The 24,185-nt window shown below is 70.3% G+C and carries 22 protein-coding genes; 11 read left to right on the top strand and 11 right to left on the bottom strand.

All coding sequences use genetic code 11. The annotated features are described in order from the left end of the window. Positions 1-30: 30 nt before the first annotated feature. From AB0J91_RS23775 to AB0J91_RS23785, 3 genes are read left to right on the top strand one after another with little or no spacing between them, the layout of a single operon-like run. Entirely contained in the window at positions 31-1,446 is a 1,416-nt protein-coding gene (locus AB0J91_RS23775) for a M20/M25/M40 family metallo-hydrolase (protein WP_363872647.1), read from the top strand. Beyond that, positions 1,443-2,273, top strand: coding sequence for an ABC transporter ATP-binding protein (locus tag AB0J91_RS23780; protein WP_363872650.1), 831 nt, complete (start codon positions 1,443-1,445; stop codon positions 2,271-2,273). Before AB0J91_RS23775 ends, AB0J91_RS23780 begins: the two co-directional genes overlap by 4 nt. Beyond that, entirely contained in the window at positions 2,270-2,935 is a 666-nt protein-coding gene (locus AB0J91_RS23785; protein WP_363872653.1) for a hypothetical protein, read from the top strand. Before AB0J91_RS23780 ends, AB0J91_RS23785 begins: the two co-directional genes overlap by 4 nt. Here the strand turns inward: AB0J91_RS23785 and AB0J91_RS23790 are convergent. From AB0J91_RS23790 to AB0J91_RS23810, 5 genes are all read right to left on the bottom strand, one after another. Beyond that, positions 2,899-3,093, bottom strand: coding sequence for a PspC domain-containing protein (locus AB0J91_RS23790; RefSeq protein WP_363785466.1), 195 nt, complete (start codon positions 3,091-3,093; stop codon positions 2,899-2,901). The genes AB0J91_RS23785 and AB0J91_RS23790 overlap by 37 nt on opposite strands. A 150-nt stretch (positions 3,094-3,243) precedes the next feature. Next, positions 3,244-3,648 (bottom strand): hypothetical protein, encoded by a 405-nt coding sequence (locus AB0J91_RS23795; protein ID WP_363872656.1) that lies wholly within the window; start codon positions 3,646-3,648, stop codon positions 3,244-3,246. A gap of 29 nt (positions 3,649-3,677) precedes the next feature. Continuing rightward, positions 3,678-5,252, bottom strand: a complete 1,575-nt coding sequence (locus AB0J91_RS23800; RefSeq protein ID WP_363872733.1) for a glycosyltransferase 87 family protein — start codon at positions 5,250-5,252, stop codon at positions 3,678-3,680. A gap of 144 nt (positions 5,253-5,396) precedes the next feature. After that, complete coding sequence (locus AB0J91_RS23805) at positions 5,397-8,417, bottom strand: transglycosylase domain-containing protein (protein ID WP_363872658.1); 3,021 nt, start codon at positions 8,415-8,417, stop codon at positions 5,397-5,399. Positions 8,418-8,520: 103 nt separating this feature from the next. Beyond that, entirely contained in the window at positions 8,521-8,925 is a 405-nt protein-coding gene (locus AB0J91_RS23810) for a DUF5318 domain-containing protein (RefSeq protein WP_207918906.1), read from the bottom strand. Positions 8,926-9,137: 212 nt separating this feature from the next. Here AB0J91_RS23810 and AB0J91_RS23815 point away from each other — a divergent pair, with 212 nt between their 5' ends. Further along, a complete protein-coding gene (locus AB0J91_RS23815; RefSeq protein ID WP_363785458.1) occupies positions 9,138-9,761 on the top strand; it encodes a PadR family transcriptional regulator in 624 nt (207 codons plus the stop codon). A gap of 20 nt (positions 9,762-9,781) precedes the next feature. Further along, entirely contained in the window at positions 9,782-10,879 is a 1,098-nt protein-coding gene (locus AB0J91_RS23820) for an inositol-3-phosphate synthase (protein WP_363786341.1), read from the top strand. 133 nt (positions 10,880-11,012) lie between these two features. On the opposite strand, the gene AB0J91_RS23825 is transcribed toward AB0J91_RS23820, so the two are convergent. Next, on the bottom strand, positions 11,013-11,870 hold the full coding sequence (locus tag AB0J91_RS23825; protein ID WP_363872661.1) for a sensor domain-containing diguanylate cyclase: 858 nt from the start codon (positions 11,868-11,870) through the stop codon (positions 11,013-11,015). A gap of 341 nt (positions 11,871-12,211) precedes the next feature. Here AB0J91_RS23825 and AB0J91_RS23830 point away from each other — a divergent pair, with 341 nt between their 5' ends. Beyond that, the gene (locus AB0J91_RS23830) at positions 12,212-13,507 is read left to right on the top strand and encodes a glycosyltransferase family 87 protein (RefSeq protein WP_363785453.1); all 1,296 of its coding nucleotides are present in this window, start codon (positions 12,212-12,214) and stop codon (positions 13,505-13,507) included. A gap of 69 nt (positions 13,508-13,576) precedes the next feature. On the opposite strand, the gene AB0J91_RS23835 is transcribed toward AB0J91_RS23830, so the two are convergent. Both AB0J91_RS23835 and AB0J91_RS23840 read right to left on the bottom strand, forming a co-directional pair. Further along, complete coding sequence (locus AB0J91_RS23835; RefSeq protein ID WP_363872664.1) at positions 13,577-14,701, bottom strand: hypothetical protein; 1,125 nt, start codon at positions 14,699-14,701, stop codon at positions 13,577-13,579. A gap of 161 nt (positions 14,702-14,862) precedes the next feature. Continuing rightward, complete coding sequence (locus AB0J91_RS23840) at positions 14,863-15,618, bottom strand: hypothetical protein (RefSeq protein ID WP_363872667.1); 756 nt, start codon at positions 15,616-15,618, stop codon at positions 14,863-14,865. 326 nt (positions 15,619-15,944) lie between these two features. On the opposite strand from AB0J91_RS23840, the gene AB0J91_RS23845 reads away from it, so the two are divergent. Beyond that, positions 15,945-17,135 carry an AI-2E family transporter gene (locus AB0J91_RS23845; RefSeq protein WP_363872670.1) on the top strand — a complete coding sequence of 397 codons (1,191 nt, stop codon included), beginning with the start codon at positions 15,945-15,947 and terminating at the stop codon, positions 17,133-17,135. Positions 17,136-17,237: 102 nt separating this feature from the next. Here the strand turns inward: AB0J91_RS23845 and AB0J91_RS23850 are convergent, their stop codons facing one another. Beyond that, complete coding sequence (locus tag AB0J91_RS23850) at positions 17,238-18,434, bottom strand: GGDEF domain-containing protein (RefSeq protein ID WP_363872673.1); 1,197 nt, start codon at positions 18,432-18,434, stop codon at positions 17,238-17,240. 207 nt (positions 18,435-18,641) lie between these two features. On the opposite strand from AB0J91_RS23850, the gene AB0J91_RS23855 reads away from it, so the two are divergent. Further along, complete coding sequence (locus tag AB0J91_RS23855; protein WP_363872676.1) at positions 18,642-19,817, top strand: DUF5931 domain-containing protein; 1,176 nt, start codon at positions 18,642-18,644, stop codon at positions 19,815-19,817. Further along, the gene (locus AB0J91_RS23860) at positions 19,814-20,491 is read left to right on the top strand and encodes a response regulator transcription factor (protein WP_363872679.1); all 678 of its coding nucleotides are present in this window, start codon (positions 19,814-19,816) and stop codon (positions 20,489-20,491) included. The genes AB0J91_RS23855 and AB0J91_RS23860 overlap by 4 nt, the downstream gene beginning before the upstream one ends. Positions 20,492-20,613: 122 nt before the next feature. Here the strand turns inward: AB0J91_RS23860 and ptsP are convergent, their stop codons facing one another. After that, positions 20,614-22,248, bottom strand: a complete 1,635-nt coding sequence (gene ptsP, locus AB0J91_RS23865; RefSeq protein ID WP_363872682.1) for a phosphoenolpyruvate--protein phosphotransferase — start codon at positions 22,246-22,248, stop codon at positions 20,614-20,616. Positions 22,249-22,504: 256 nt separating this feature from the next. Here ptsP and AB0J91_RS23870 point away from each other — a divergent pair, with 256 nt between their 5' ends. After that, positions 22,505-22,789, top strand: a complete 285-nt coding sequence (locus tag AB0J91_RS23870) for a hypothetical protein (RefSeq protein WP_363785431.1) — start codon at positions 22,505-22,507, stop codon at positions 22,787-22,789. A gap of 238 nt (positions 22,790-23,027) precedes the next feature. On the opposite strand, the gene AB0J91_RS23875 is transcribed toward AB0J91_RS23870, so the two are convergent. After that, positions 23,028-23,294 (bottom strand): glutaredoxin domain-containing protein, encoded by a 267-nt coding sequence (locus tag AB0J91_RS23875; protein ID WP_363872685.1) that lies wholly within the window; start codon positions 23,292-23,294, stop codon positions 23,028-23,030. A 185-nt stretch (positions 23,295-23,479) separates the two neighbouring features. Between AB0J91_RS23875 and AB0J91_RS23880 the strand changes: the two genes are divergently transcribed. Next, positions 23,480-24,178, top strand: coding sequence for a TetR/AcrR family transcriptional regulator (locus tag AB0J91_RS23880; RefSeq protein ID WP_363872689.1), 699 nt, complete (start codon positions 23,480-23,482; stop codon positions 24,176-24,178). Positions 24,179-24,185: the final 7 nt, after the last annotated feature.

Raw genomic sequence — 24,185 nt, forward strand, 5'->3', positions numbered from 1 at the left:
GCCTCCGGGCGCGGGCATAGGATCGCGCTCGTGGATCGAGCTGCTGTTTCCAAGACCGTTGACCAGGCGTGGGACGAAGCGATTCTGCCGAGTCTGTCCGAGCTGGTGAGGATCCCCGCCGTGTCGCCGTCGTTCGACGCCGACTGGGAGAACACCGGACACCTCGACGCCGCCATCGAGCACGTGCGGGCGTGGATCGACGGCCGCGGCATCGAAGGCGCCGAGATCGACGTCGTCCGGCTGCCCGGACGGACCCCGCTGCTGCTGGTGGACGTTCCCGGATCGGCCGACGCCCCGGACGAGTCCGTGCTGCTCTACGGCCACCTCGACAAGCAGCCGCCGCTGGGCGGCTGGTCGGAGGGCCTGGACCCGTGGACCCCGGTGGTGCGCGACGGCAAGCTCTTCGGCCGGGGTGCCGCCGACGACGGCTACGCCGGGTACGCGGCCGTCACCGCGATCGAGGCGGTCCGCGCGAACGGCGGCTCGCACGCGCGCTGCGTCGTGCTGCTGGAGACCGGCGAGGAGTCCGGCAGCCCCGACCTGCCCGCCTACCTGGAACACCTGCGGGACCGGCTCGGCGCCGTGTCCCTGGTGGTGTGCCTGGACTCCGGCGCCGGTGACTACCAGCGGATGTGGCTGACCAACTCGCTGCGCGGCATGGTCCAGCTGGAGGTCGAGGTGCAGGTGCTCGACTCCGGGCTGCACTCCGGCATCGCCAGCGGCATCGTGCCCAGCTCGTTCCGGATCATGCGGCAGCTGCTCGACCGCATCGAGGACTCCGCCACCGGCGAGATCCTGCTGCCCGAGCTCACCGTGTCCATCCCGGAGAACCGGATCGCGGAGACCCGCGCGGCCATCGAGGCCGTGCCCGGCATGGTCACCGGCTCCGTGCCGTGGCCGGAGGGCATGCGGCCGGTCACCGACGACGAGGTGGAGCTGGCGCTGAACAACGCCTGGCGCCCGACCCTGTCGGTGATCGGCGCGGACGGGCTGCCCAAGCCCGCCGACGCCGGCAACGTCCTGCGCCCGTCGACGACGCTGCAGCTGAGCTTCCGGCTGCCGCCGACCGCCGACCCCGAAGCCGCGCTGGCCGCCGTGCAGCGGCGGCTGTCGGAGGAGGTGCCCTACGGCGCCCGCGTTGGCTTCGGGCACTCCGAAGCGGGCCTGGGCTGGAACGCGCCGGACCCGGCCCCGTGGCTGTCCGGGGCGCTGGACACCGCGGCTGAGGAGATCTTCGGCGCAGGCTGGCGGACCCTGGGCCTGGGCGGCTCGATCCCGTTCATGGGGCTGCTGCACGAGGCCTACCCGGACGCGCAGTTCGTGGTCACCGGCGCCCTCGGCCCGGACAGCAACGCCCACGTCCCGGACGAGAACCTGAACCTCGCCTTCGCCGCCAAGATCACCAGCGCCATCGCCTACGTGCTCGACGCCCACGCGACTCGGTGAGCAGCACCGCCGTGCAGCCCGTCGCGGCCGTGTCCGGCCTGACCAAGCGGCACGGTCGGCGCGCGGTGCTGCACGGCGTCGACCTGGCGGTCCACCCCGGCGAGGTGGTCGGCGTCCTGGGCTCCAACGGGTCCGGCAAGTCGACGCTGCTGCGGATCCTGGCCGGGGTGTCCCGGCCGTCCGGCGGTGCCGTCCGGACCGTGCCGCGCGTGGGCTACGTGCCGGACCGGTTCCCGGCGCGGCAGCGGATGAGCGCCCGCGCCTACCTCCGCCACCTCGGTCGGATCAGCGGCCTGACCAGCTCCGACGCCGATGAACGCGCGGCTCGGTGGCTGGCGCGGTTCGCCCTGGCCGGTGGTCCGGACGCGCCGCTGCGGGAGCTGTCCAAGGGCAACGCCCAGAAGGTGGCGCTCGCCCAGGCGCTGCTGACCGAACCGGGGCTGCTGGTGCTCGACGAGCCGTGGTCCGGACTGGACGTCGAGACCCGCCCGGTGCTCACCGAGGTCATCGCGGAGGTGGCGGCCGACGGCGCCGCCGTCGTGTTCACCGATCACCGCCCGGAGCTCGTGCGCACCGCGGCCACCCGGTCGTACCGGTTGACCGGCGGACGGCTCGTCGAGTTCGAAGCCGGGGTCGCGACCAGCCGGATCGTGCTGCACGGCGGCCGGGCGGCCGACTGGTCCGGCTGCGACGGCGTGCTCGACGTCCGCCGCGGGCGGACGGTGGAGCTGGAAGTGGAGTCGACCCGGCGGGAAGCCGTGCTGGCGGAGGCGATCGAGCTCGGCTGCTCGGTCGTCGCGGTGGAATCCCCCGGGAGGCAGCGGTGATCGCGCTGGTCCGCTACCAGCTCGCCGAGCTCTGGCACTCCCAGCGGTACGTGCCGCCCGCGCTGGTCCACATCGGACTGCTCGCTGTCTTCTGCAGCACGAACCAGGGTCCCGCGCTGCCCGGGTACGCGGTCACGGCCGCCTCGTCGCTGGTGGCGGCGTGCTGGTTGACGATCGCCCTGGCCGGGTTGTCCGGCCCGGAGCAGCGGATGATCATCGCCGCGCACGCGGGCTCGTCCACCCGCGTGCTGGTCGGCGTGGTGCTCACCGCGCTGTCGTGCTCGGCCGGGCTCGCGGTGCTGGCGGTGGGCTGGGGCGCCGTCACGCACGACGCCCACGTCCCGCTCACCACGCTCGTCCTCGGCCTGCTGGTGCACCTGATCTGCTCGGTCTTCGGCGTCGCCGTGGCGCTGCCGTGCTCGGCCCTGGTGATCTCCCGCATCGGATACACCCTGGTCGCGGCGGTGGTCCTGCTGACGGTGACGCTGCTGGCGAAGTGGGTTCCCCTCGCGTTCCCACTGCTGTTCGCCCTCGGCGCCGACACCGCACCCCCTGCGGTGCTCGTGCAGGCCGCCCTCACGGCGGTGCTGCTGCTCGTCCTGACCACGGCGTTGACCGCGTGGCGTCAGGACTTCGGGATGAGCGCCCAGAGGACGATGTAGGCCACGAACTGCGGGCCCGGGAGCAGGCAGGAGAGCAGGAAGAGGATCCGGACGGTCGTCGGCTTCATGCCGAAGCGCCGCGCCAGACCGGCGCAGACCCCGGCGATCACCGCCTGGTCCTTCGGACGGGACAGGGACATCTTCTGGTAGGTCGTCATGCACTCAGAATGCGTTGCGAGCGCCCGCGAAACCTCAGGGGAGAGCCCTGACCAACCCCGGACCACACCCCTGGGCGTCCCTCGGCACCGCGAAAACGCCGTCGCGGCCCTCGGGAGTCCCGGGGGCCGCGACGATCAGCGCTGGTCCGATCAGCAGGCGGGGGTGTAGGTGCGGGTCGCCAGGACCTTCTCGCCCGAGGTGACCTCGAACTTGGTGGTGGTGTTGTTGGGCACCGAGGTGCTGGAGACGATCAGGCCCTTGGCTCCCACCGAACCGGAGCCCTTGGTCTCGCCGTTGACCTTGACCTCGTAAGGCGTCATCGGAGCGTCAGGCGCGGCGGTGATCCGGTACTCCACGACCGGGGTGTGGGCCGCGTCGGGGAACGCGGGCGCGAGCATCGGCATCGAGGCGACCATGGCCGACATGTCCTGGCACTTGGCCTCACCGAGCTGGACCTGGACCGGGGCCGGTGGCGCGGCCGTCGCGGCCGTGGCCGCAGCGGGGATGGCCACCGCGACTGCGGCGAGAACGACGGTCAGCATGCGACCTGACATCTGAGAAGCACCTCCACGAGACGAGCGGATCAGCGCTTCGAAGCTAGAGCCCCCCGGCCCGCAGCGAGAGTTCGCTGCCCCCAACGAGCGACACCGCGTAACACGAACCGGTCCCGGGAGCCGTCGAGCAGACCGCCGCACGGGTCGTCGATGCCGCCGGGGTGCTCGCCCCGGACCGTCAGCGCGGTGCGCACCTTGTCGCGGGCCGGATCGAGGATCTCGCGGACGATCAGCACGCACAACAGCACGACCATCGCGTCCCGGATCAGCACCGCGCCCAGGAACCAGCCCTCCGGCAGTCCCTTGTTGGCCGTGCCCAGGTAGTAGTACATGCGCGGCGCCCACACGGCGGCGTCGACGACCATCCAGGTCAGCAGCAACCGCCAGCGCGGAATCGCCAGCACCGCCAGCGGAACCAGCCACAGCGAGTACTGCGGGCTCCACACCTTGTTGGTCAGCAGGAACGCCGCCAGCACCAGGAAGCACAGCTGAGCCACGCGCGGCCGGGTCGGAGCGGCCAGCGCGAGCCAACCGATCGCCAGGCAGGCCAGCAGGAACAGCCCGAGGCTGACCGCGTTGAGCACCACCGGCGTCGCGCCCGCCGGCAGCTGCCCGTCGAAACCGCCCCAACCGGTGAAGTGCATCAGCGCGTTGTACAGCGAGTCCGGGTCGGCGGGCCGTTGACTGTTCAGCCGGAAGAACTCGCCCCAGCCGTCCGGGTAGGCCAGCAGGATCGGGACGTTCACCGCCAGCCACGCCACCGCGGCGGCCAGCACCGCGCGCGCGGCGTCGGGCAGCTTCCCCGCGCGCCAGGCCAGGATCAGCAGCGGTCCGAGGAAGAACAGCGGGTAGAGCTTGGTGGCGCCGCCGATGCCGATCAGCACCCCGGCCAGCGCGGGTCGTCGCCTCGCCCAGGCCAGCAGACCGGCGGTTCCCAGCGCCGCGGCCAGGGCGTCGAAGTTGGTGAAGGCGTGCGCGAAGACCAGCGGCGACGCGGCGGCCAGCGCGACGTCCCAGACGCGGCGGCGGGCCAGCAGGACCAGCGCCCAGACGGTCACCAGCCAGGCCGCCGCCAGCCACAGCGCGGTGATGTTGAAGTACAGGACGCTGGTGAGTCCACCCGGGAGCCAGCCGAAACCGGCCAGCGTCGCCCAACCGTCGGCGGTGCGGGCGTTGATCCACTGGAAAAGCCCGGTCAGCACCGGGTATTCCATGTAGCGGACCTGCTCGTTCGGCGTGCCCTGGTTCTCCACCCAGCCGGTCTTGTACGGGAAGGCGTTGTCCGGCGCGAGATCTCCCACGCCGTAGCGCGGGATGATGTCGGTGTAGCACATGGCGACGTACTGCTTGCTGTTCCGCCAGTCCAGCTGCGGACCGCTGCTGGTGTCGTAGGTGACCTGGCATGGCGCCTTGAACAGCCACGCCGCGGCCAGCGTCAGCACCGCCAGCAGAAGGATCACCCGCAGCGGCGTCCAGAACCACTGCCGCCCGACCTGCGCGTGCCTGCCGAGCGGACCGCCGAAGAGCCGACTCACCTTGCGCGGGAACGACTCCGTCCAGGTCGGCGGGACCCGATCCGCCGGTGAGAGGGACGAACTGTCCACCGCTGCCGCGAGCACGTTCCCCGAGGACGCCGCTGTTTCCCGATCGGCGGATTCGTTGGTGGACACGCCCGGATGCTACTTGGCCCCGAAAAGCAGGAAGGGCACCCGCCGGGTGGACGGGTGCCCTTCCTGTTTCAGCTCCGACTACTCGCCGAACCGACGCGTTGGTGCGACGTCACCGGGGCTGCTCGTCTCGGACTCGCACGGCGGCTCGAAGAACCCACCGCAGTCCTGACCGTCACCGGGCTTCTCCCGGCTGGTCGTCGGCTCCTGGTCCTGCGAGTCGCTCGGCATCGTGGGCGGCGGCGCCGAGCTCGACGGCGGCTCCGACGAGGTCGGGGGCGGCGGCAGCGGGATGTCCTGGAACTGACCGATGGTGTCGGTCTTCTTGAACTGCTCCACCTTGAGTCCCTTGTGGTAGCTGTTCATGAACTGCTGCCACACCATCGCCGGGTACTTGCCGCCGTAGAAGCTGGTGCCCGAGTTGTCCTGCAGCGGGATGTTGCGGCCGTTCTCGCTGGCCAGCATCGACACCGAGGTGGACAGCTGCGGAGTCGCACCGATCATCCACGCGGTGGAGTTGTCCTTGGTGTCCAGGTACTGGTGCGTACCGGTCTTGGACATCACCGGCCGGCCGCCTTCGAGACCCCGCTTGGCGTGGTCGGCGACGTCGAACATCGACGCGATCGTGTTGTAGGCCAGCTTCGCGGCCTCCGACTCCGACTCGTCGTAGAGCGTCTTGACCGGCTCGTTGTGGATCTTGATCGCCGGACCCTCGCGCGGCGTGATCTCCCGAACCAGGTGCGGGGTGTGCGACTTGCCCTGGTTCGCCAGCGTCGCGTACGCGTTGGCCATGTCGATCGGCTTCACCGGGTACATGCCCAGCGCGACACCGGACTGGGTCTGACCGTCGGCGTTCTGCAGGGTCTTGGTCGAGCCCTTGCCCGACTTGTACTCCGTCGGGACGCCGGCGGCGTGCGCGGCCTCGGCGATGGCCGGCGGCCCGAACCGGGACGCCATGTTGACGAACACGGTGTTCACCGACTTCGTCATCGCCTCGCGAACACCGCAGTGGTTCGGCACGTCGCAGGCCACGTTCGGGGCGTTGGCGAACTCGGTTCCCGCGATCGTCTGCGGGCTGCTGCCGTCGTAGAACTCGCCGATGCCGATGCCCTTGTGCAGACCCGCCAGCACCGCGAACGGCTTGAACGACGAACCGGGCTCGGTGGGCGCGACCGCCCAGTCGTAGCCACCGACGTCCCCGCCGCCGCCGTAGTACGCCTTGACCTCACCGGACTTGGGCTCGACCGCCACCAGCGAGGTCTTGATGTTGTCCGGCAGCGTGTTCTCGGCCTGGGTGGTGGCGGCCTCGACCGCCGCCTTCTGGGCCTTCGGGTCGATCGTCGTCTTGATCTTGAAGCCCTCGCGGGCCAGCGTGTCCTCGTCGTAGCCGGCCTCTTCGAGCTCCCGGAGGACCTGGTCCTTGATCTTGAACTGGTCCGGGGTCAGCCGCCGGTCGATCCGCCAGTCGCTCTGACCGCGGGTCTCCGGCAGCTGCAGGCCCTCGCGCTCGGCAGCGGGCAGGAAGCCGTTCTTGACCATCTGGTCGAGCACGTAGTCGAACCGCGAGGTGGCCTGCTCCATGTCCTCGCGCGGGTCGTTGCCCTTCGGGCGCTGCACCATGCCCGCCAGCACCGAAGCCTCGGCCGGGGTGATCTCGCTCGGCTTCTTGCCGAAGTAGGCGTTGGCCGCCGCGGTGATGCCGTTGGCGCCTCGGCCGTAGTAGGCGGTGTTGAGGTACGACAGGAGGATGTCGTCCTTCTCGCGCTCGTTGGTGATCTTGAACGCGAGCACGATCTCCTTGATCTTGCGGACGTAGTCGGGATCCGACTTGTTCAGCTCGAGGTCGAGCTTGATGAACTGCTGGGTGATCGTCGAACCACCACCGACACCGGAGCCGGTGAACATGAAGAACACCGAGCGGGCGATGCCCTGGAAGTCGAAGCCGGGGTTGGTGTAGAAGCTCGCGTCCTCGGCCGAGATCGTCGCGTCCCGCAGCGGCTTGGACACCTGGTTGAGATCGCGGACGACCTCGCGCGAACCGTCCGAGCTCACCGTCGCCAGCGGCGAGTCGTCCGCGTAGGTGATGGTGATCGGCTGCTTCATGTTCAGCAGCTTCTGCTCATCCGGCGCTTCCCAGAACAGGTAGCCGTAGATGAACACCAGCGTCGGGATGATCACCGCTGCGGCCGCGCCCACGTAGCAGGCCCTGCGGATGCGCCGCCACAGGACGGCGCGCTTGGCTTGGGCGGCACTCATGTCGTCGTCTGGATCCTCGTCGTCGTCCCTGCCCGGGAAACCGGCGCTGCCGACATCTGCGGCACCGCCGCTCTGGTGGTCGCCGAACCGATCGTCGTCGCCGTAGGGGTCGTCGTCGAAGTCGTCGGCGTAGTAGTTGTACGTCGCCTGGTCCGAGTGCGTCAGCAGATTCGGCTCACGGGTGGCACCGGCACCGCCCGAAGCGGCACCCGCACCGGCGGCAGCACCGGCCGCACCGGCAGCGGCACCACCGGCTCCGGCCGCGCCCGCAGCACCGGCCGCACCTGCGGCACCGGCAGCGCCCCGGTCGGCGCCCGGCGTCTGGGGGAGGTTCTGCGTCGGCGCCTCACCTGGCGGCGGCGCGGGACGACCGGCGGGCGGCTGCTGCCCCGCCGGTGGCTGTCCCGGACCGCCCGGGGGAGGAGGCGGCGGCGACGGCGAGTAGCTCGTCGCGTCGTCCTCCCCGTTTAACTTGCTGGTCAGCGGCGACGGGCTCGAACCCGGCGCGGAGTCGTCGTCGAAGGACGGCGTCCACGCGCCGGTCGTCTCCTCCGGGGCCTCGGCCCCGGGCCACTGCGGCTGCTGCCCACCGGGCTGGCCGCCGGGACGTCCCGGCGGGGGCGGCGGCGGCTGCCCACCGGCTCCCGGACGACCACCGGGCTGCTCTCCCGGCCACGCCGGACCACCGGGCGGGGGCGGCGGGGGTCCGCCGGCCGGCCGTTGCGGTGGTCCTGCTTGACCGCCGGGAGGGCCGGGGTTCTGCGGCGGGGGTGGCGTGGGGCGACCGTCGGGGTTCGGATGCCGGGAGTGGCGGCCCTTGGCATGGTCGTCACGCTCGTCGTTCACGAGTTGGCCTCCAGGACAGGCGTCGGGGCGACGCCGGTGATGCGTTCACGTCGGGGGTGCGCCGCATCGGCGCGTGCGGGCGTGCCGGGTGCACGACCGAATCTCACTCCGCTGCAGTCTTGCGCCCGGATCGGCCGTCGTTCAAGCCGTTGGTCCCGAGAACGTAAGACAGCACCAGGTGGTTCCAGTTACATGTGCGGCACACCTCGACGACGTAGACGTTGAACTCCTCGAACAGGTTGGCCATCCGGTCCAGCTCTTCGGGTTTGCGCGCCGATCCGGACGCGTGCTTGAGAGCGTCGCCGAACACCCAGGAGACCTGGGTCAGCTCTTCCTTCCTGCACACGGGGCAGGTGGTGTCGCTGGGTTCACCGTGGAACTTCGCCGCCTGAAGCAAGTACGGGTCGGCGTCGCAGACCTCCATCACCCCGACGCGGCCAGCGTGCAACTGCGCGAGGAGCGCTCGGCGCTGCAACGCGTAGTCGACCACTTGCCGTTGGGTCCGCACGACCACAGGGTACGTGCCGCCCCCGCGCGCTCCATGCGCCGTTCAGGGCAGGCGGGCATCTCCGCCACCACGTGCGGTGACGCCGACCACCTCTGGCACCGCTCGACTGCGAGTCGCGATATATCGGCGCGATATACTCCGCCGGGTGCCCCTGCCAGCGCTGGCAGTCCTTATTATTCGCGGCGCCTATTAGACGCTCGTAGGAGGTGCAGATGCTCGAACTCGCGGTGCTCGGGCTCCTGCACAGCTCCTCGATGCACGGATACGAGCTGCGGAAACAGCTGAACGACACGCTCGGCGTGTTCCGCGCGCTCTCCTGCGGGTCGCTGTACCCGACGCTGCGCAGGCTGTGCCGGGCCGGGCTGATCGAAGAGGAATCGGACGCCGAGGAGTCCAAGGCGTGGGGCCGCCGCGCCCGCCGCGTGTACCGCATCACCGCCGCAGGTGAGCAGCGCTTCGACGAGCTGGTCGCCGACAGCGGCCCCCGCTCCTGCGAGGACAACGCCTTCGGCGTGCACGTGGTGTTCTTCTCCCGCACGCCCGCCGAGGCGCGCATGCGCATCCTGCTGGCCCGGCGCCGCCGGGTGGAGGAGCGCCAGGAGGGGTTGCGCAGCGCGTTGGCCCGTTCCGGGGAATGCCTCGACCGCTACACGCGGGAACTGCACCGCCTGCGGCTGGACCACAGCGAGCGCGAGGTTCGCTGGCTGGACGAGATCATCGAGACCGAACGCGTCGAGCAGGCAGCTGCCTCGACGTCCGGGCGGCCCGATGCCTGTGGACGCCCAGATGTGGGTAATCAGCCACCGGCACGAATCAAGCAAGGACACGACAGATGACCAAGAAGGAGGGCCCTGCCATGGGCGGAGATCGTCCCGGTCGCTCGGTGCGAGTGGCGATCGTCGGCGTTGGGAACTGCGCTGCGTCGCTGGTGCAGGGCGTGCACTACTACTCCGACGCCGATCCGGACACGAGGGTTCCCGGGTTGATGCACGTCGCCTTCGGCGACTACCACGTCAGCGACGTGAAGTTCGTCGCCGCGTTCGACGTGGACGCCAAGAAGGTCGGTCGGGACCTCTCCGAGGCCATCGTCGCCAGCGAGAACAACACCATCAAGATCGCCGACGTGCCGCCGCTGGGCGTCACCGTGCAGCGCGGGCACACCCACGACGGTCTCGGCCGGTTCTACCGGGAGACCATCGAGGAGTCCGACGAGCAGCCGGTCGACGTGGTCCAGGCGCTGCGCGAGGCCGAGGTCGACGTCCTGGTGTCCTACCTGCCGGTGGGCTCGGAGGACGCCGACAAGTTCTACGCGCAGTGCGCGATCGACGCGGGCGTGGGCTTCGTCAACGCGCTGCCGGTGTTCATCGCCTCCGACCCGGAGTGGGCCGCCAAGTTCACCGAGGCCGGCGTGCCGATCGTCGGTGACGACATCAAGTCGCAGGTCGGCGCCACCATCACGCACCGCGTGCTGGCCAAGCTGTTCGAGGACCGGGGCGTGCACCTGGACCGCACGATGCAGCTCAACGTCGGCGGCAACATGGACTTCCTGAACATGAAGGAGCTGGAGCGCCTGGAGTCGAAGAAGACCTCCAAGACGCAGTCGGTGACTTCGCAGGTCGACCGCGACCTGGGCAAGCGCAACGTGCACATCGGTCCGTCGGACTACGTGCCGTGGCTGGACGACCGCAAGTGGGCCTACATCCGGCTGGAGGGACGCGCCTTCGGCGACGTGCCGCTGAACCTGGAGTACAAGCTCGAGGTGTGGGACTCGCCGAACTCGGCGGGGATCATCATCGACGCGATCCGCGCCGCGAAGATCGCCAAGGACCGCGGCATCGGCGGCCCGATCCTGTCGGCTTCGTCGTACTTCATGAAGTCGCCGCCGGAGCAGTACTCCGACTCCGACGCCTACCAGGCGGTCGAGGACTTCATCTCGGGCGAGGCCGAGCGCTGAACCGTCGCGAACAGGAAGCGGGGCACCCACCTCACCGTGGGTGCCCCGCTTCGTTCAGCAGGGGTTACTTGACCCACGCAGTACCTCCTTCCTGGTTGACGACCAGGCTCTCTTCGGGGCGACCCAGCGGTCGTCAGGTCCGCGCCTTCGCGGTGAGCTGCTGTTCCGCGCGGGCCAGGACCGAGTGGACCGAGGCGAGGCCGTCGGTGGTCACCCAGGAGACCCGCAGGTCGGGGCGGACGCGCTTGCGGCCGACGCGCATCGGCCAGCCGGCCACCTCGCGCGCCTGGGCGGCGATCCGCTCACCCGTTCCGCTGGGGTGTTCGGCGACCACCGCGAACTCGTCCCCTCCGTAGCGGGCCACGGTGTGCTCGTCCTTGAGGCCTTCGCGCAGCCGCCCGGCCAGCGTCGACAGCAGCTCGTCGCCGCGCTCGAAGCCGTGCGCGGCGTTGAAGTCGGCGAGCCGCTGCACGTCGATGAGCACCAGGGTCGACAGCGTGCCGCGGGAGCGGGACCGGACCAGCGACTGCTGCAGCCGGTCGAGCAGCAGCACGCGACCGGGCAGACCGGTCAGCGGGTCGAGCAGGCCGGAGGAGTGCGAGACGTCGGTGTGCACGGACTGCAGCAGGACGAGCACTCGCCTGCGGCCCTGCACGGTGACGGCGTGGTAGTCGGCCCAGATGCGGCTCTCGGTGCGACCGCTGATGATGACGAGCGGGATGGACAGCGGGCAGCCCGCGCGCAGCACCTGACCGGCCAGGTCGGCCCAGTCCGGCATGGGCGAGCCGGTGTCGTCGCGGACCTGCCAGCCGTGAGGACGGGTTCCGGTCAGCAGATCGGCCCGGTCCAGCTGCATCAGCTCGGCGGCGACGTCGTTGGTGGCCAGCACCTGGCCGCGGTCATCGGTCAGCAGCACCCCGACGTTCAGCCCGCTGACGAGCTCGTCCCACACGGGTGCCAGCTGGGCAGCAGCCACGTCAAGGACACTCATTCGGCCCCCTCCCTCCCCACCAAACGGAGCAGTCCGTCTGAGCCTCCCCTTGTGGTGGGGCGCATTTCAAGAGAGAAGCGACCACCCGTAATGGTGGTTTCACGCTCCGCTTATAACGCAGTGTCAGGGGCTTGACCACAGCTTCCCCACAAGTCACCTCGATGATCGAATTTTGATCATTCATGCAGGTGAAACACGATCGAGAAGGCCTGTGCGAAACACCTCGGAGCCGCTCCCGATAGAGAGTGCGTCACGAAAGGGCTTCCGCGCGACGCCGAGCGTCCGACCGCGTCGAGCCCATCTCTACCCTTGAGCGGCAGTGGTAGCCGAGAGGATGGTGCATGCCAATGCCCGGAACCGCGGATCTGGTTCCGCTGGCCGAACGATTGCGTAGTCACAGGTCGTTGCTGGCGGTCATCGCGATCGCGGAGCTGATCGCCATCGTGGTGGTCTCGACGGTCAACACCCACGACCACATCGACGGCGAGGTCTACCGGCAGGGCGCCCAAGCGCTGCTGGGCGGCCGCGATCTCTACCACAACCTGCCGCCCACCGAGTCGGGCCTGAAGCTGCCGTTCATCTACCCGCCGTTCGCGGCGATCGTGTTCGCGCCGCTCGCGCTGGTGCCCAAGGTGGTGTCCACCGCGGTGATCATGCTGGTCAGCCACCTGGCGCTGCTGACCACGCTGTACGTGGTGCTGCGGGAGTCGACGTTCCTGCAGGCTCACCGGGATCGGGTGCTGATGGTGACCGCGGCCGTGCTGCCGATCGCCACGATCAGCGAACCGATCATGGAGACGATCACCTACGCGCAGATCAACATCGTGCTGATGGCGCTGGTGGTGGTCGACCTGCTGTGGCGGGTGGAGGGCACCAAGAAGCTGCCCTACCCGCGCGGCCTGCTGATCGGCATCGCCGCGGGCATCAAGCTCACGCCGCTGGTGTTCCTGCTGCTGCCGCTGCTGCGACGGGACTTCCGGACGATCGCGGTGTCGCTGCTGACCTTCGTCGGCACCGCCCTCGTCGGCCTGCTGATCACCTTCGACAACGCCCGCCGGTTCTGGCTGCACGAGATGTTCGCGAACAGCCACGTCAACTTCGGGCCGAAGTTCACCGGCGACGCCTCGACCTACGCGGGCAACCAGTCGCTGAAGTCGCTGCTGTCCAAGCTGAGCGCGCCGAACCTCACGCTCGTGCTGGGCGTGCTCGCGGTGCTCGTGCTGGGCCTGGCGGTGCTGGGGATGATCAACGCGGTCCGGCAGCGAGATCTGCCCACCGCCGTGGTGCTCAACGGCGTGCTCGGTCTGCTGCTCTCGCCGATCTCCTGGTCGCACCACTGGGTCTGGGCCATCCCCGGACTGGTGCTGCTGGCAGGCGCGGCGTACGTGCGGCGGGACTGGGCGATGCTGCTGATGACGACGCTGATCAGCGGGTTCTTCATGATGGGCCCGCACTGGAAGATGCCCCAGGGCAAGGGCCTGGAGCTGACCTGGAACGTCTTCGAGCAGTTCGTCGGCAACTCCTACGTCTACTTCGGCGTCGCCTACCTGGCCTACAACGGCTACCTGTGGTGGCGCGAACGCGACCGGACACCGGTCGACATCCCGCGGTCCGAGAAGCCCGCGGTGACCCCCTGACCGGTGACCCCCTGACGCGAGAAGGCCCCGTCCGCTTCCACAGCGGGCGGGGCCTTCTGCTGCGCGAGGTCAGGCGCGGGGCATGACCACGGTCTCGGCGTTGTCGAAGCGGTGCATCAGCTCGGGGCTGATGGCCGGCATCGGCAGGGTGAGGTCGGGGGCACCGGCCGTGCCGGACAGCAGCGGCAGCTCGGACCGGGACGCGACCATGGTGTGCGCCGGGAGGACGGTGTCCTCCAGAGCGGCGGTGATCCGGCTGGCGGTCGGCGCCGCGGTCTGGCCGTTCTGCAGCGCGTTGAGCTCGCCGAGGCCCGGGATCGGAGCGGACAGGCCGGGACCGCCGCGCTCGACCGTGCCGGGCACCTTGGACAGCTCCAGCAGCGAGAGCCCGGACAGCGGCGGCACCTCGGTGACCGGGGCCTGCCGCTCGCCCGGCACGTCCAGCGGCACGAACTCCACCGGCGCGGCCGGCGGAGCGGGCGGTTCGGCCAGGGCCGCGGACAGCACCAGCGGCGGCACGGTGCGCAGCTCGCTGCGCAGTCCGCCCACGTCGGCGGAGGTCAGGTCGACCGAGTCGGTGGCCAGCAGGCCGCCGGTCTCCACCGGAGCCTCCTCGCGGGGAGCGAGGGCGCCTTCGTAGAGCTCCATGATCCCGTTGGCCGGGGCGAAGCCGTCGAAGTAGACGAGGTCGTCGTGCGGGATGACCAGCTCGGCCGTCTGCGGTCCGCCGGCGGGGAGCCGGTCGCGGACGACGTCACCGATGGGCGCGGACCAGCTCAGCGAGCGGTGGAAGCCCTGTGCCGGGGTGGTCGGCGCACTGCCCTGCGGCGAGCGGCGCAGGTCGAGCGGCGTGGCCTCGGACGGGTCCGCCGCCCAGCCGGCCAGCTTCAGCGGCGAGTCCTGGAACCGCAGCGCGGGGATCTCGCGCGTCAGCTCGTTGGCGGACTCGTCGAGCTGCCCGCGGGCGGACTCGACCACCGGGCTGTTGTGCTGCGCACCCTCTGAGAACAGGTCTCCGGCCAGGCAACGGCCGAGCGGCGCAGTGTCGTCGAGCGCGGGCGGGAACACCGACTCTCCCAACGGCATCGGACGCTGTTGACAGGCATCCCCGGCGGAAGCGACCCCCGTACCGACGGCCAGCATGCCACCAGTGACCAGCGCGGTCTGAACGCCGCGCTTCGCCCAAGTCTGCATGGATCTTCTCCTTAACCAGGCTCCCCGCGTTCCGGGGGAAAATCAACTTCGAGCGCCGCACCGTCATCAGAACTTGATCATGATCGGTCGGCGTTGGACTCAGATCGCGAAGTCGCCGGCACGCGCGTTCGCCACGCTGCGAATCGGTGCCGGCCGGCGGGTCAGTCAGGGGTCGCGCCGGGGCGAGGGGAGGGCACCCCTCGCAGCACTTCGGCGCGGTCGTGCGCGCACGCGTCCGGACGCGCCCCGTCGGCGAGCGGTGCCGCCGGGTACCGGCCGGGGAGGCCGGCGCCCGGTTGCTGACCGTCCGCCGTCTTGGCGCAGCCGCTCGACGCGGGCAGTGCGGTGTTCACGGCCGGACGCTCCGGCTCGGGGGTGTTCGGGGTGTCCGGAACGGGATGTCCGGCCACCCGGACCGAAGCGTCCACCTGCGGGGATGCCGTGGACGGCTCGGGATCGGGGGTGGTCGCGGCCGCCGGTGGCGGCGGGCCGTCCGCCTGCCGGTCCGGCCCGTCTGCGGGTTCGACCGGCGACGCCGCGGGCTCGGTGTCCTGCGGCGTCTGGGCGGGTGCGGCGGTCGCGTCGTCGTTGCCGCCGGGGAGGAGGTGTCCGACCGGTTCGTCGGGCACCAGGGCCAGCGGGTCCAGTTCGTCGAGCGGGAACGAAGCGGGGTCCGCCTGTCGCACGTGCTCCAGCGCGGTTGCCGGGAGGTCCGCGGCATCGCCGGGAAGTACGGCGGCCTCGGACAGCACCGGAGCTTCGGCGAGTGCGTCCGTCGGCGTCCCGGATTCGGCTTCCGCGGGCTGACCGACCAGCAAGGCCGCGGAGGTTCCGGCGACCGCCGTGCCCGCCAGGACCAGGGCACGGCCCAGCAACCGCCGTCGGGCGGTCTGCGTCGTACGGTCACGGACGGACATCGCGGTGCCAGAACCTCCTCGGCCTGCTGTGGCTCCCCCACGGAGCTTCGTCCTCCCTCGCGACGGGAACTCTTTCAAAACAAGGTCGTCTTCCGTAAGCGCAGAGAAGCCAGTTCGCTACATCGTGTTACACCGCTCGACTTGCCGACCCGCCCGAACCGGACATCCCGCCACCAACCGGCCCCGGGCGGCCGACCCGGATTACCGCGGTATTCGGGGACCTGAACACCGCAGTGATCCGGTCACCCCGACCCGGTTGGCGGCGGAGGCTCGTGGGGGTGCCCGCTGTGGGGATGCGGGGTGGAGATCGGCGATACGGTGGCGGTGTGAGCGACCTGAAGATCAGCGAGCCCGACGACGCCTCGACGGCGATCCCCCGGGTTCTGCGGGTTTCCGCGGCGGTGAGCTGGCGCATGCTGGTGATCGCCGCCGCCTTGTACGTGACGGGCATGATCATCACGCGGATCTACGTGGTCGTGATCCCGGTGGCGATCGCGCTGCTGCTGGCGGCGTTGCTGGCACCGCTGGTGTCCTGGCTGGCGCGCCGCGAGGTGCCCCGGGCGCTGGCGACGGCGATGGTGCTCGTCGGCGGTCTCGCCGTGGTCGGCGGTGTGCTGACCTTCGTCGTCAACGCCTTCATCAACGGCTTCCCGGACCTGCAGCGCCAGGTCGTGGCCAGCCTCGAGGCGATGCGGCAGTGGCTGGCGGTCTCGCCGCTGCACCTCAACGACGACCAGATCGCCAACTACATCCAGCAGGCACGGGACTGGTTGCAGTCCAACCAGGCGATCCTGACCAGCGGCGCGCTGTCCACCGCGAGCACCTTCGGCAACCTGCTGACCGGGATCGTGCTGGCGCTGTTCACGCTCATCTACTTCCTCTACGACGGCCGCCGCGTGTGGCTGTTCGTGGTCCGCCTGGCGCCGCGCCAGGTCCGCCACCGGGTGGACAACGCGGGCATCGCCGGGTTCACGTCATTGGTCGGCTTCGTGCGCGCGACCGCGCTGGTCGCGGTGGTGGACGCGCTCGGCATCGGCCTGGGCCTGGTGATCCTGGGCGTTCCGCTGGCGATCCCTCTGGCCGCGCTGGTGTTCCTCGGCGGCTTCGTGCCGATCGTGGGCGCGGTCGCCTCGGGTGCGGTCGCGGTGCTGGTGGCGCTGGTGACCAAGGGCTGGGTCGTGGCGCTGATCGTGGTCGGCATGGTGCTGCTGGTCCAGCAGCTGGAGGGCAACGTGCTCCAGCCGCTGATCCTCGGTCGCGCGGTGCACATCCACGCGCTGGGCGTCGTGCTGGCGATCAGCATCGGCGTGGTCATCAACGGCATCGTCGGCGCGCTGCTGGCGATCCCGCTGGTCGCGGTGCTCAACGCCGCGATCCGGGCGTTGATCGCGGCCGAGGAGGAGCTCCCGGACACCACCGGCAGCATCCCCCTGGAACCGTCCGCACCCGCCGACGCCGAGCCCGCCGAGGAGAAGACCGCGGACGAAGAACCCGAGGACGACCAGAAGAAGGACTGAAGGATCTGCCGCGGGGGGATTTCTCAGCGGTTCTCCGGGGAGGACGCCGCGACGCCGGTCCGGGGGGGTCCCGCCACCCACGAGGTGATTTCCCCACAGCGCTCAAGCGACGGTCACGACGTTGCGGCCGGCAGCCTTGGCGGCGAGCATCGCGGCGTCGGCGGCCACCAGGAGGTCGGTGAGCTCGTAGTCGAACCGGCCGGTGGTCGCCACGCCGATGCTCACCGTCAGCCCGGTGAGCTCCCGCTGGTCGCCGTGGATGTCCCGGGTCTCCACCGACAGAGCGGCCGTGGACACCCGGATCCGGTCCGCGACCCGGTAGGCCGTCTCGCCCTGGGTTCCGGGCAGCAGCACCACGAACTCCTCGCCGCCGAAGCGACCGACCAGGTCTTCGCCGCGGACGTTGTCCTGCAGCATGTTCGCGAACTTGGCCAGCACCGTGTCACCGGCCAGGTGGCCGAGCTCGTCGTTGACCCGCTTGAAGCGGTCCAGGTCCAGCAGCAGCAGGGCGACCGGCTGCTGCCGTTGCCGGGCGCGCATCAGCTCCACGCGCGCGATGCGCTCCCAGTGCGAGGAGTTCGCCAGACCGGTCTTGCCGTCGTGCTGGGCGGTCCGCCGCCACTGCGGCAGCTGGCCGGCCAGGTCCAGCAGGATCATCGGGGGCCCGGCGAGCAGCGCGGCCAGCGGCTCCGCGGACATCGCGACCGCGAGCAGTCCGCCGAGGCTGGCCGCGACGATGCCCAGCAGCACGTCGATCGGCTCACCCAGCACTGTGGAGCGCGGAGCTCCGGGAGTCCGCAACCGGATCCCGCCCGCGACCACCGAGGCGCGCACCACCAGCAGCACCACGCCGATGGCGAAGAAGTTCACCGCCGTCCACACAGGCTCGTTCCACCCGGCGACCAGCCGCGCGGCGAACGTGGCGACGGTGGTGGCCGCGGTGGTGAACAGCCAGCGGTGCGCTTCCGGCCGGTCGTGCAGGACGCCGTGCAGCGCGGGCCCGAGCAGCAGCAGGACCAGGAGGTTGGTCGGCAGCAACAGGATTCCGGCCGCCAGGTAGACGATGTGCAGGGTCCACGGGTTGCGCCGGATCTGCCGCCGGAGGTTGATCGACACGGAGGTGATCACGATGGTCGCGCCGGCGGTCGAGGCGAGCGCCGCGAAGTTCAGCAGGTCGTCGGGGGCGGGTCGTCGCCCGGTCATGAACACCAGCACGACCAGCGCCAGCGCCAGCGCTTGGACCAACAGGACGTAGCCGATCGCAGCAGGACGCATGCGCCACAGCAACCAACCGCCCATCAGTCACCTCCCGCCGGGAGCCTGGCACAGCGAATGAGCACACCGAAGCACAACGTGAAAACGGGAACGGCGTTTCTCGGTGAACGCCCCCAACCGGGCGTCGCGGATCGGCGGTTCGGAGCAGTGCGACGCATTTCGCTTTCCCGACCACGCGATTCCGCAACGGAGCCCTCGTGGGGCAGGATGGGCGCTCGGGAGGAGTTCGAGTTGACCGGTTGGCAAGCATCGCCGACGCCACCTCAGGTGGCCGACGGCCGAACGCCGCTGTGGCGGGGGCACAACGTCTTTCGCGTCGTGACGTTCCTCTACGCCGCGGTGTGGTTCGCCGTGTTCTTCGACGCCTACGAGCGGCCGTGGCTGGCGGCGATCTGCATCGGCTGCATGGCGGTGTGGACGGCCTTCACGGTCTGGCGCTACCGGACCCGAGCCGGGCGCACCAACCGGCTGGTGGCCGCCGACGTCGTGGTGGTCAACGCGCTGTTCCTGCTCAACGAGTTCATCCTCACCGAGGCCCACATGAACTCCTCGAATCCCTCGGTGGTGACGGTCTGGCACTCCACCGGGGTCACCGCGGCTGCTGTGCAGTGGGGGATGAAGGGCGGTGTCGTCACCGGAATCCTCGCCGCCGCGGGCAATCTGCTGGTCCGGGGCCGCACCGGATCGGACATGGCGCTGGACACGCTGCTGCTGGTCGGGGTGGGCCTGGTGATCGGCCTGAACTCCGACACCGCGCGCCGATCCACCGAACGGCTCGCGCAGGCGCTGCGCGCCGAAGCCGCCACCGCGGAACGGGAACGGCTCGCCCGGTCCATCCACGACAGCGTGCTGCAGGTGCTGGCGCGGGTCCGCAGGCGCGGCGCGGAGCTCGGCGGGGAGGCGGCCGAACTGGCGGAACTGGCCGGGGAGCAGGAGATCAAGCTGCGTTCCCTGATCGCCACGAAGCCGGAGACCACAGAGGACGGTGAGACCGATCTGGCGGCCCGCCTGCAGGGGTTCCGCACCGCGCGGGTGCACGTGTCGGTGCCGGGGAACCCGGTCCGGCTGAGCGAGCAGCTCAGCGCCGACCTCGCGGCGGTGGCCCGGGAAGCGCTGGCCAACGTCGACAGGCACGCGGGCGCTCAGGCCCAGGCCTGGGTGCTGCTGGAGGAGCTGCCGGACGAGGTGGTGCTCAGCGTCCGCGACGACGGACCCGGCATCCCCGACGGGCGGTTGGACGAGGCTGCCGCCGAAGGGCGGATGGGGATTGCGAAATCCATCCGGGGTCGGGTCGCCGCCCTGGGTGGGAAGATCAGTCTCGACACCGCGCCGGGCGAGGGCACCGAGTGGGAGGTCCGGATCCCGCGCGTTCCGGAGCCGAAACGCCGCCGAGGAGGACAGCGATGAGCGAACCGCCGGTCACCGTGATGGTCGTCGACGACCACCCGATGTGGCGGGACGGGGTCGCGCGCGATTTGAGCGAGCGCGGTTTCGACGTCCGCGCCACCGCGAGCGATGCCGCGTCGGCGTTGCGCATCGCGCAGACGGTGACGCCGGACGTGGTGCTGATGGACCTCAACCTCGGCGACACCTCGGGCGTCCAGGCGACGCTGCAGATCACCCAGGAGATCCCCGGGACCCGGGTGCTGGTGCTGTCGGCCAGCGGTGAGCACGCCGACGTGCTGGAGGCGGTGAAGGCCGGCGCTTCGGGATACCTGGTCAAGTCCGCCTCGGCGGAGGAGCTGGTGGACGCGGTCCGCCGCACCGCCGCGGGCGACGCGGTGTTCACGGCGGGCCTGGCGGGGCTGGTGCTGGGCGAGTACCGCCGGATGGCGATCACGCCGGATTCCGAGCACCAGGCGCCGCAGCTCACCGAGCGCGAGACCGAGGTGCTGCGGCTGGTCGCCAAGGGCATGACGGCCCGGCAGATCGCGAACAAGCTGGTGATCTCCCACCGCACGGTCGAGAACCACGTCCAGTCGACCCTGCGCAAGCTGCAGCTCCACAACCGCGTGGAGCTGGCCCGCTACGCCATCGAGCACGGACTCGACCAGGACGGCGAGCCCGAAGAGGAGAACTGACGCCGGTCCCTAGGAGCTGTTGAGGAATTGCGTTGCCTGGCGACGCCAGTGGCAGAACCTGCGGCGGTGCGAGCTGAGTCCCGCACTTGAAACAGCGGCTCCGCCGCGTTCTTCAACAGCCCCTAGACCAGGGTCGTCTTTGTCGTCTGCCTCGCCGCTGCCGCGCTCGGTGCTTCCAGCGCGGCTTCGGCCGCCTTGCGGAACGCGGCGTGCGGGTGCTGGGCGAGCGCGGCGCCGACGGCCTGGACGGCGGAGGCGTTCATCGACAAGCTGGTGACGCCCAGGCCCGCGAGGACTCCGGCCAGGTGCGGGTCGGAGGCGGCCTCGCCGCAGACACCCACCGGTTTGTCGACCTGTCGACCTGTCGACCCGACCATCGCGATGAGCCGCAGCAGCGCCGGCTGCCACGGGTCGTTGAGACCGGCGAGAGCCCCGACCATGCGGTCGGCGGCGAAGACGTACTGGGCCAGGTCGTTGGTGCCGATGCTGACGAAGTCCACCGCATGCAGGATCTCCGCCGCGGACAGCGCTGCGGCCGGGACCTCGATCATCACGCCGACTCGATCGATTCCGTTGGCGCGAGCGCGTTCGGCGAACCAACCGGCCTCGTCCGCGGTGGCGACCATCGGCGCCATCACCGACACCTCGGCACCGGAGTCCTGCGCGGCACCGGCGATCGCTTCGAGCTGGGAGTCCAGCAGGTCGGGCCGGTCGAAGGCCACTCGCAGACCGCGCACGCCCAGCGCCGGGTTCGGCTCGGCGCTCATGTCGAGGAACGACAGCGGTTTGTCGGCACCGGCGTCGAGGGTCCGCACGATCACGGGCTTGCCGGCGAACGGCGTGAGCACCTCGCCGTAGGCGGAGCGCTGGGTGGCGACGTCGGGTTCCACGTCTGCCCCGAGGTAGCAGAACTCGGTGCGGAACAGGCCGACTCCCTGCGCACCCGCGGCGACCGCGGTGGTGGAGTCGGTGGCCGATCCGACGTTGGCGAGCACCTTGACCGGGACCCCGTCGGAGGTCTGGCCGACGCCGTTCCAGTCGGCGTGCTCGGGTCGTTCGGCGACGCGCACGGCCACCTCGGTGTCGGAGAGCTCGACGTCGCCCGCGTCGCCGTCGACGGTGGCGCCGGCGCCGGATGCGGTCAGCACCCCGCGCACCGCGACGACCGCCGGGATTCCCAGCGCACGCGCGAGGATCGCGGTGTGGCTGGTGGGCCCGCCCTCTTCCGTGACCAGCGCGAGCACCAGCTTCGGATCCAGGTCGGCGGTGTCGGCGGGCGCGAGGTCGCGCGCCACCAGCACGCTCGGGGTGGAGAGCTCGGGAACGCCGGGCGGGGTGACGCCGTCGATCTCGGCGATGATGCGGTCTCGCACGTCGTGGACGTCGCGGGCTCGTTCGGCCATGTAGCCTCCGGCGGCGCGCAGCGCGTCGGCGAAGCCGTTGGCGGCTTCGTAGACGGCGCGGACGGCGGGCAGCGACCGGGTGGCGACGAGCTGTTCGGCCTGCGAGATCAGAGCCGGGTCCATGGCCATGGCGGCGGTGGTCTCCAGCACGGCCTTGGCGTCACCACCGACCCTGGCGGCGCGCTGGAACAGCCCCTCGGCCACCGCGTCGGCGGCGGGGCGGATCCGCGCGGCCTCGGCGACCTGGTCGACCGGGGCGGGCGTGGCGGCGGGCTCGGGCAGCGGTTCGGCGACCCGGACGATCGGCCCGGCGGCGCGGCCGGAGCTGACTCCGACACCAGTCAAACGCGACATGGTCTAGACCATACCTTTCCGAGTTGCACAGCAGAAGCGCCCGGCGCGGATACGACACACACGAGAACGCACCGCTGACAACCAGCGTAAGGACGTGTTCGACGTTTGGCTTGATCGTGTGAGCCAGGGGGCAGTCCCGCTACCTGCCGTGGGTTCCTACGTCACCCGAATGCAGCAGCGGGTGGCATTACTCATAGGTAACAACTGAGTAGCCGTACGGATCCGGCTCGCACCCCTGAAATCGCAGGCTAGAGCCATGACATTCACCGCGACGCTCACCGAACCGAGACTCGACGTCGACCGGCTCGCCGAACAGCTCACCGCCCTCGCGAGCTTCTTCGCGGCCCAGCCCAAACCGGCTGATGATGATCGGGAAACGGACCCTCGCGCCGAAATCCCCGGCCGGGTGGATCCCGTTCCAGGAGAGCCGGTCGACACCAGCCATCACGACGCGTCCCAGTCCCCGGTCGCTTCGACCGGGGCACCCGACAAACACGATCTGCGGAAATCCCGCAAAAGATCGAACAAAAGGCGCGATTAAAGCTCCCACCAGGGACGACACCGTGAATCGCGAAAATCCTGTGCTCTCGGACACAAATGATTATTCCGCCTTTGATCCACCGTTCGAGCGAATTCAGGGGTCAAGGTGGATCTTTCCCAGGGGAGTTGCCGTCAAACTGAACAGGTTGTCGCTCGTCGGTATTCGCGCCATCGACGATCGCAACCTGCTGTGGGCCGGCCGCAACGCCCCCCGTGCGGTCGGCCCTCAGCTCGAAACCTCAGACGGGCAGCAGGTGCGGGGCGTGCTCGGCCACCGCGGCGACGACCTCGCGGGTCGACGGGTTGACCGCCTTCCAGTCCCCGATCACCACGGCCGGCACCGTCTCGTTGCCATCGGCGATGGAGCGCACGACGCCCGCCGCATCCGGGTCCTGCCAGATGTCGACCTCGTTGAACTCCAGACCGGAGCGTTGCAGCCCGGCGCGCAGCGACATGCAGAACGGGCAGCCCGGCCTGCTGTAGACGGTGACTTGCTCGGCGGACATCCGACCTCCAGGTTTCCCGCACGGCTCTTCCTCTCGAGCTTGAACAACCGCGGCGCCGAATTCATTCGCACGAGACGCAGCTCATGGCTTGCGCGGCCGACCTTGGAGCCCGGTGGTGACGCCCGTTACGGTCTGACCGACGTCCTACGAGGTGGACGCATTCCGCGGACCGAGAGGTTGGGGACATGACGGAGCTGTCACCGCGCGAACGAGCGCGGGCAGCCACCGAGCAGGACATCCGGCGGCACGCTCGGACGCTGCTCGTCGAGCACGGCAGCGACGCGGTGACGCTGCGCGCGATCGCGCGCGAGCTGGGCATCACCGCGCCCGCCCTCTACCGCTACTACGCCTCCCGCGAAGACCTGCTGCGACAGCTGTGCGACGACATCTGCGCGGATCTCTCCGACGAGCTGTCGACGGCGTTCGACCCGTCCAGCGAGGACTTCCTGGGCCGCACCTTCGCGGTCTGCCGCCGGTTCCGCGCGTGGGCGCTGGCGCACCCGAAGGAGTTCGCGCTGGTCTTCGCCACCCCGAAGGACCGTTCCCGGCAGCCGGACCGGTTCGCGAGCGTGTTCCTGAGCATCGTCGCCCCGATGATGTCGGAGAACCCCAACGCGGAGGAGAAGGTCAAGGCACCGATCGACCTGCCGGACCTCTCGGTGCAGCAGAAGGCGCTGGCCGACGCCTTCTCCCACGAGGGCATCGACATGCCGCCGGAGGCGATGGACGCCGAGGCGGTCTACTTCCTGATGCGCTGGTGGGTGCGCCTCTACGGGCACATCGCGCTGGAGGTCTTCGGCCGCTTCCCGTTCGACCTGTTCCACGCCGATCAGCTCTTCGACGCGACCCTGCACGAGCTGGCGGCGGAGAGCGGCCTGACCTGATCCTGAC

This window comes from Saccharopolyspora sp. NPDC049357 (assembly GCF_040677225.1).
In the GTDB taxonomy this organism is placed as follows: Bacteria; Actinomycetota; Actinomycetes; order Mycobacteriales; family Pseudonocardiaceae; genus Saccharopolyspora.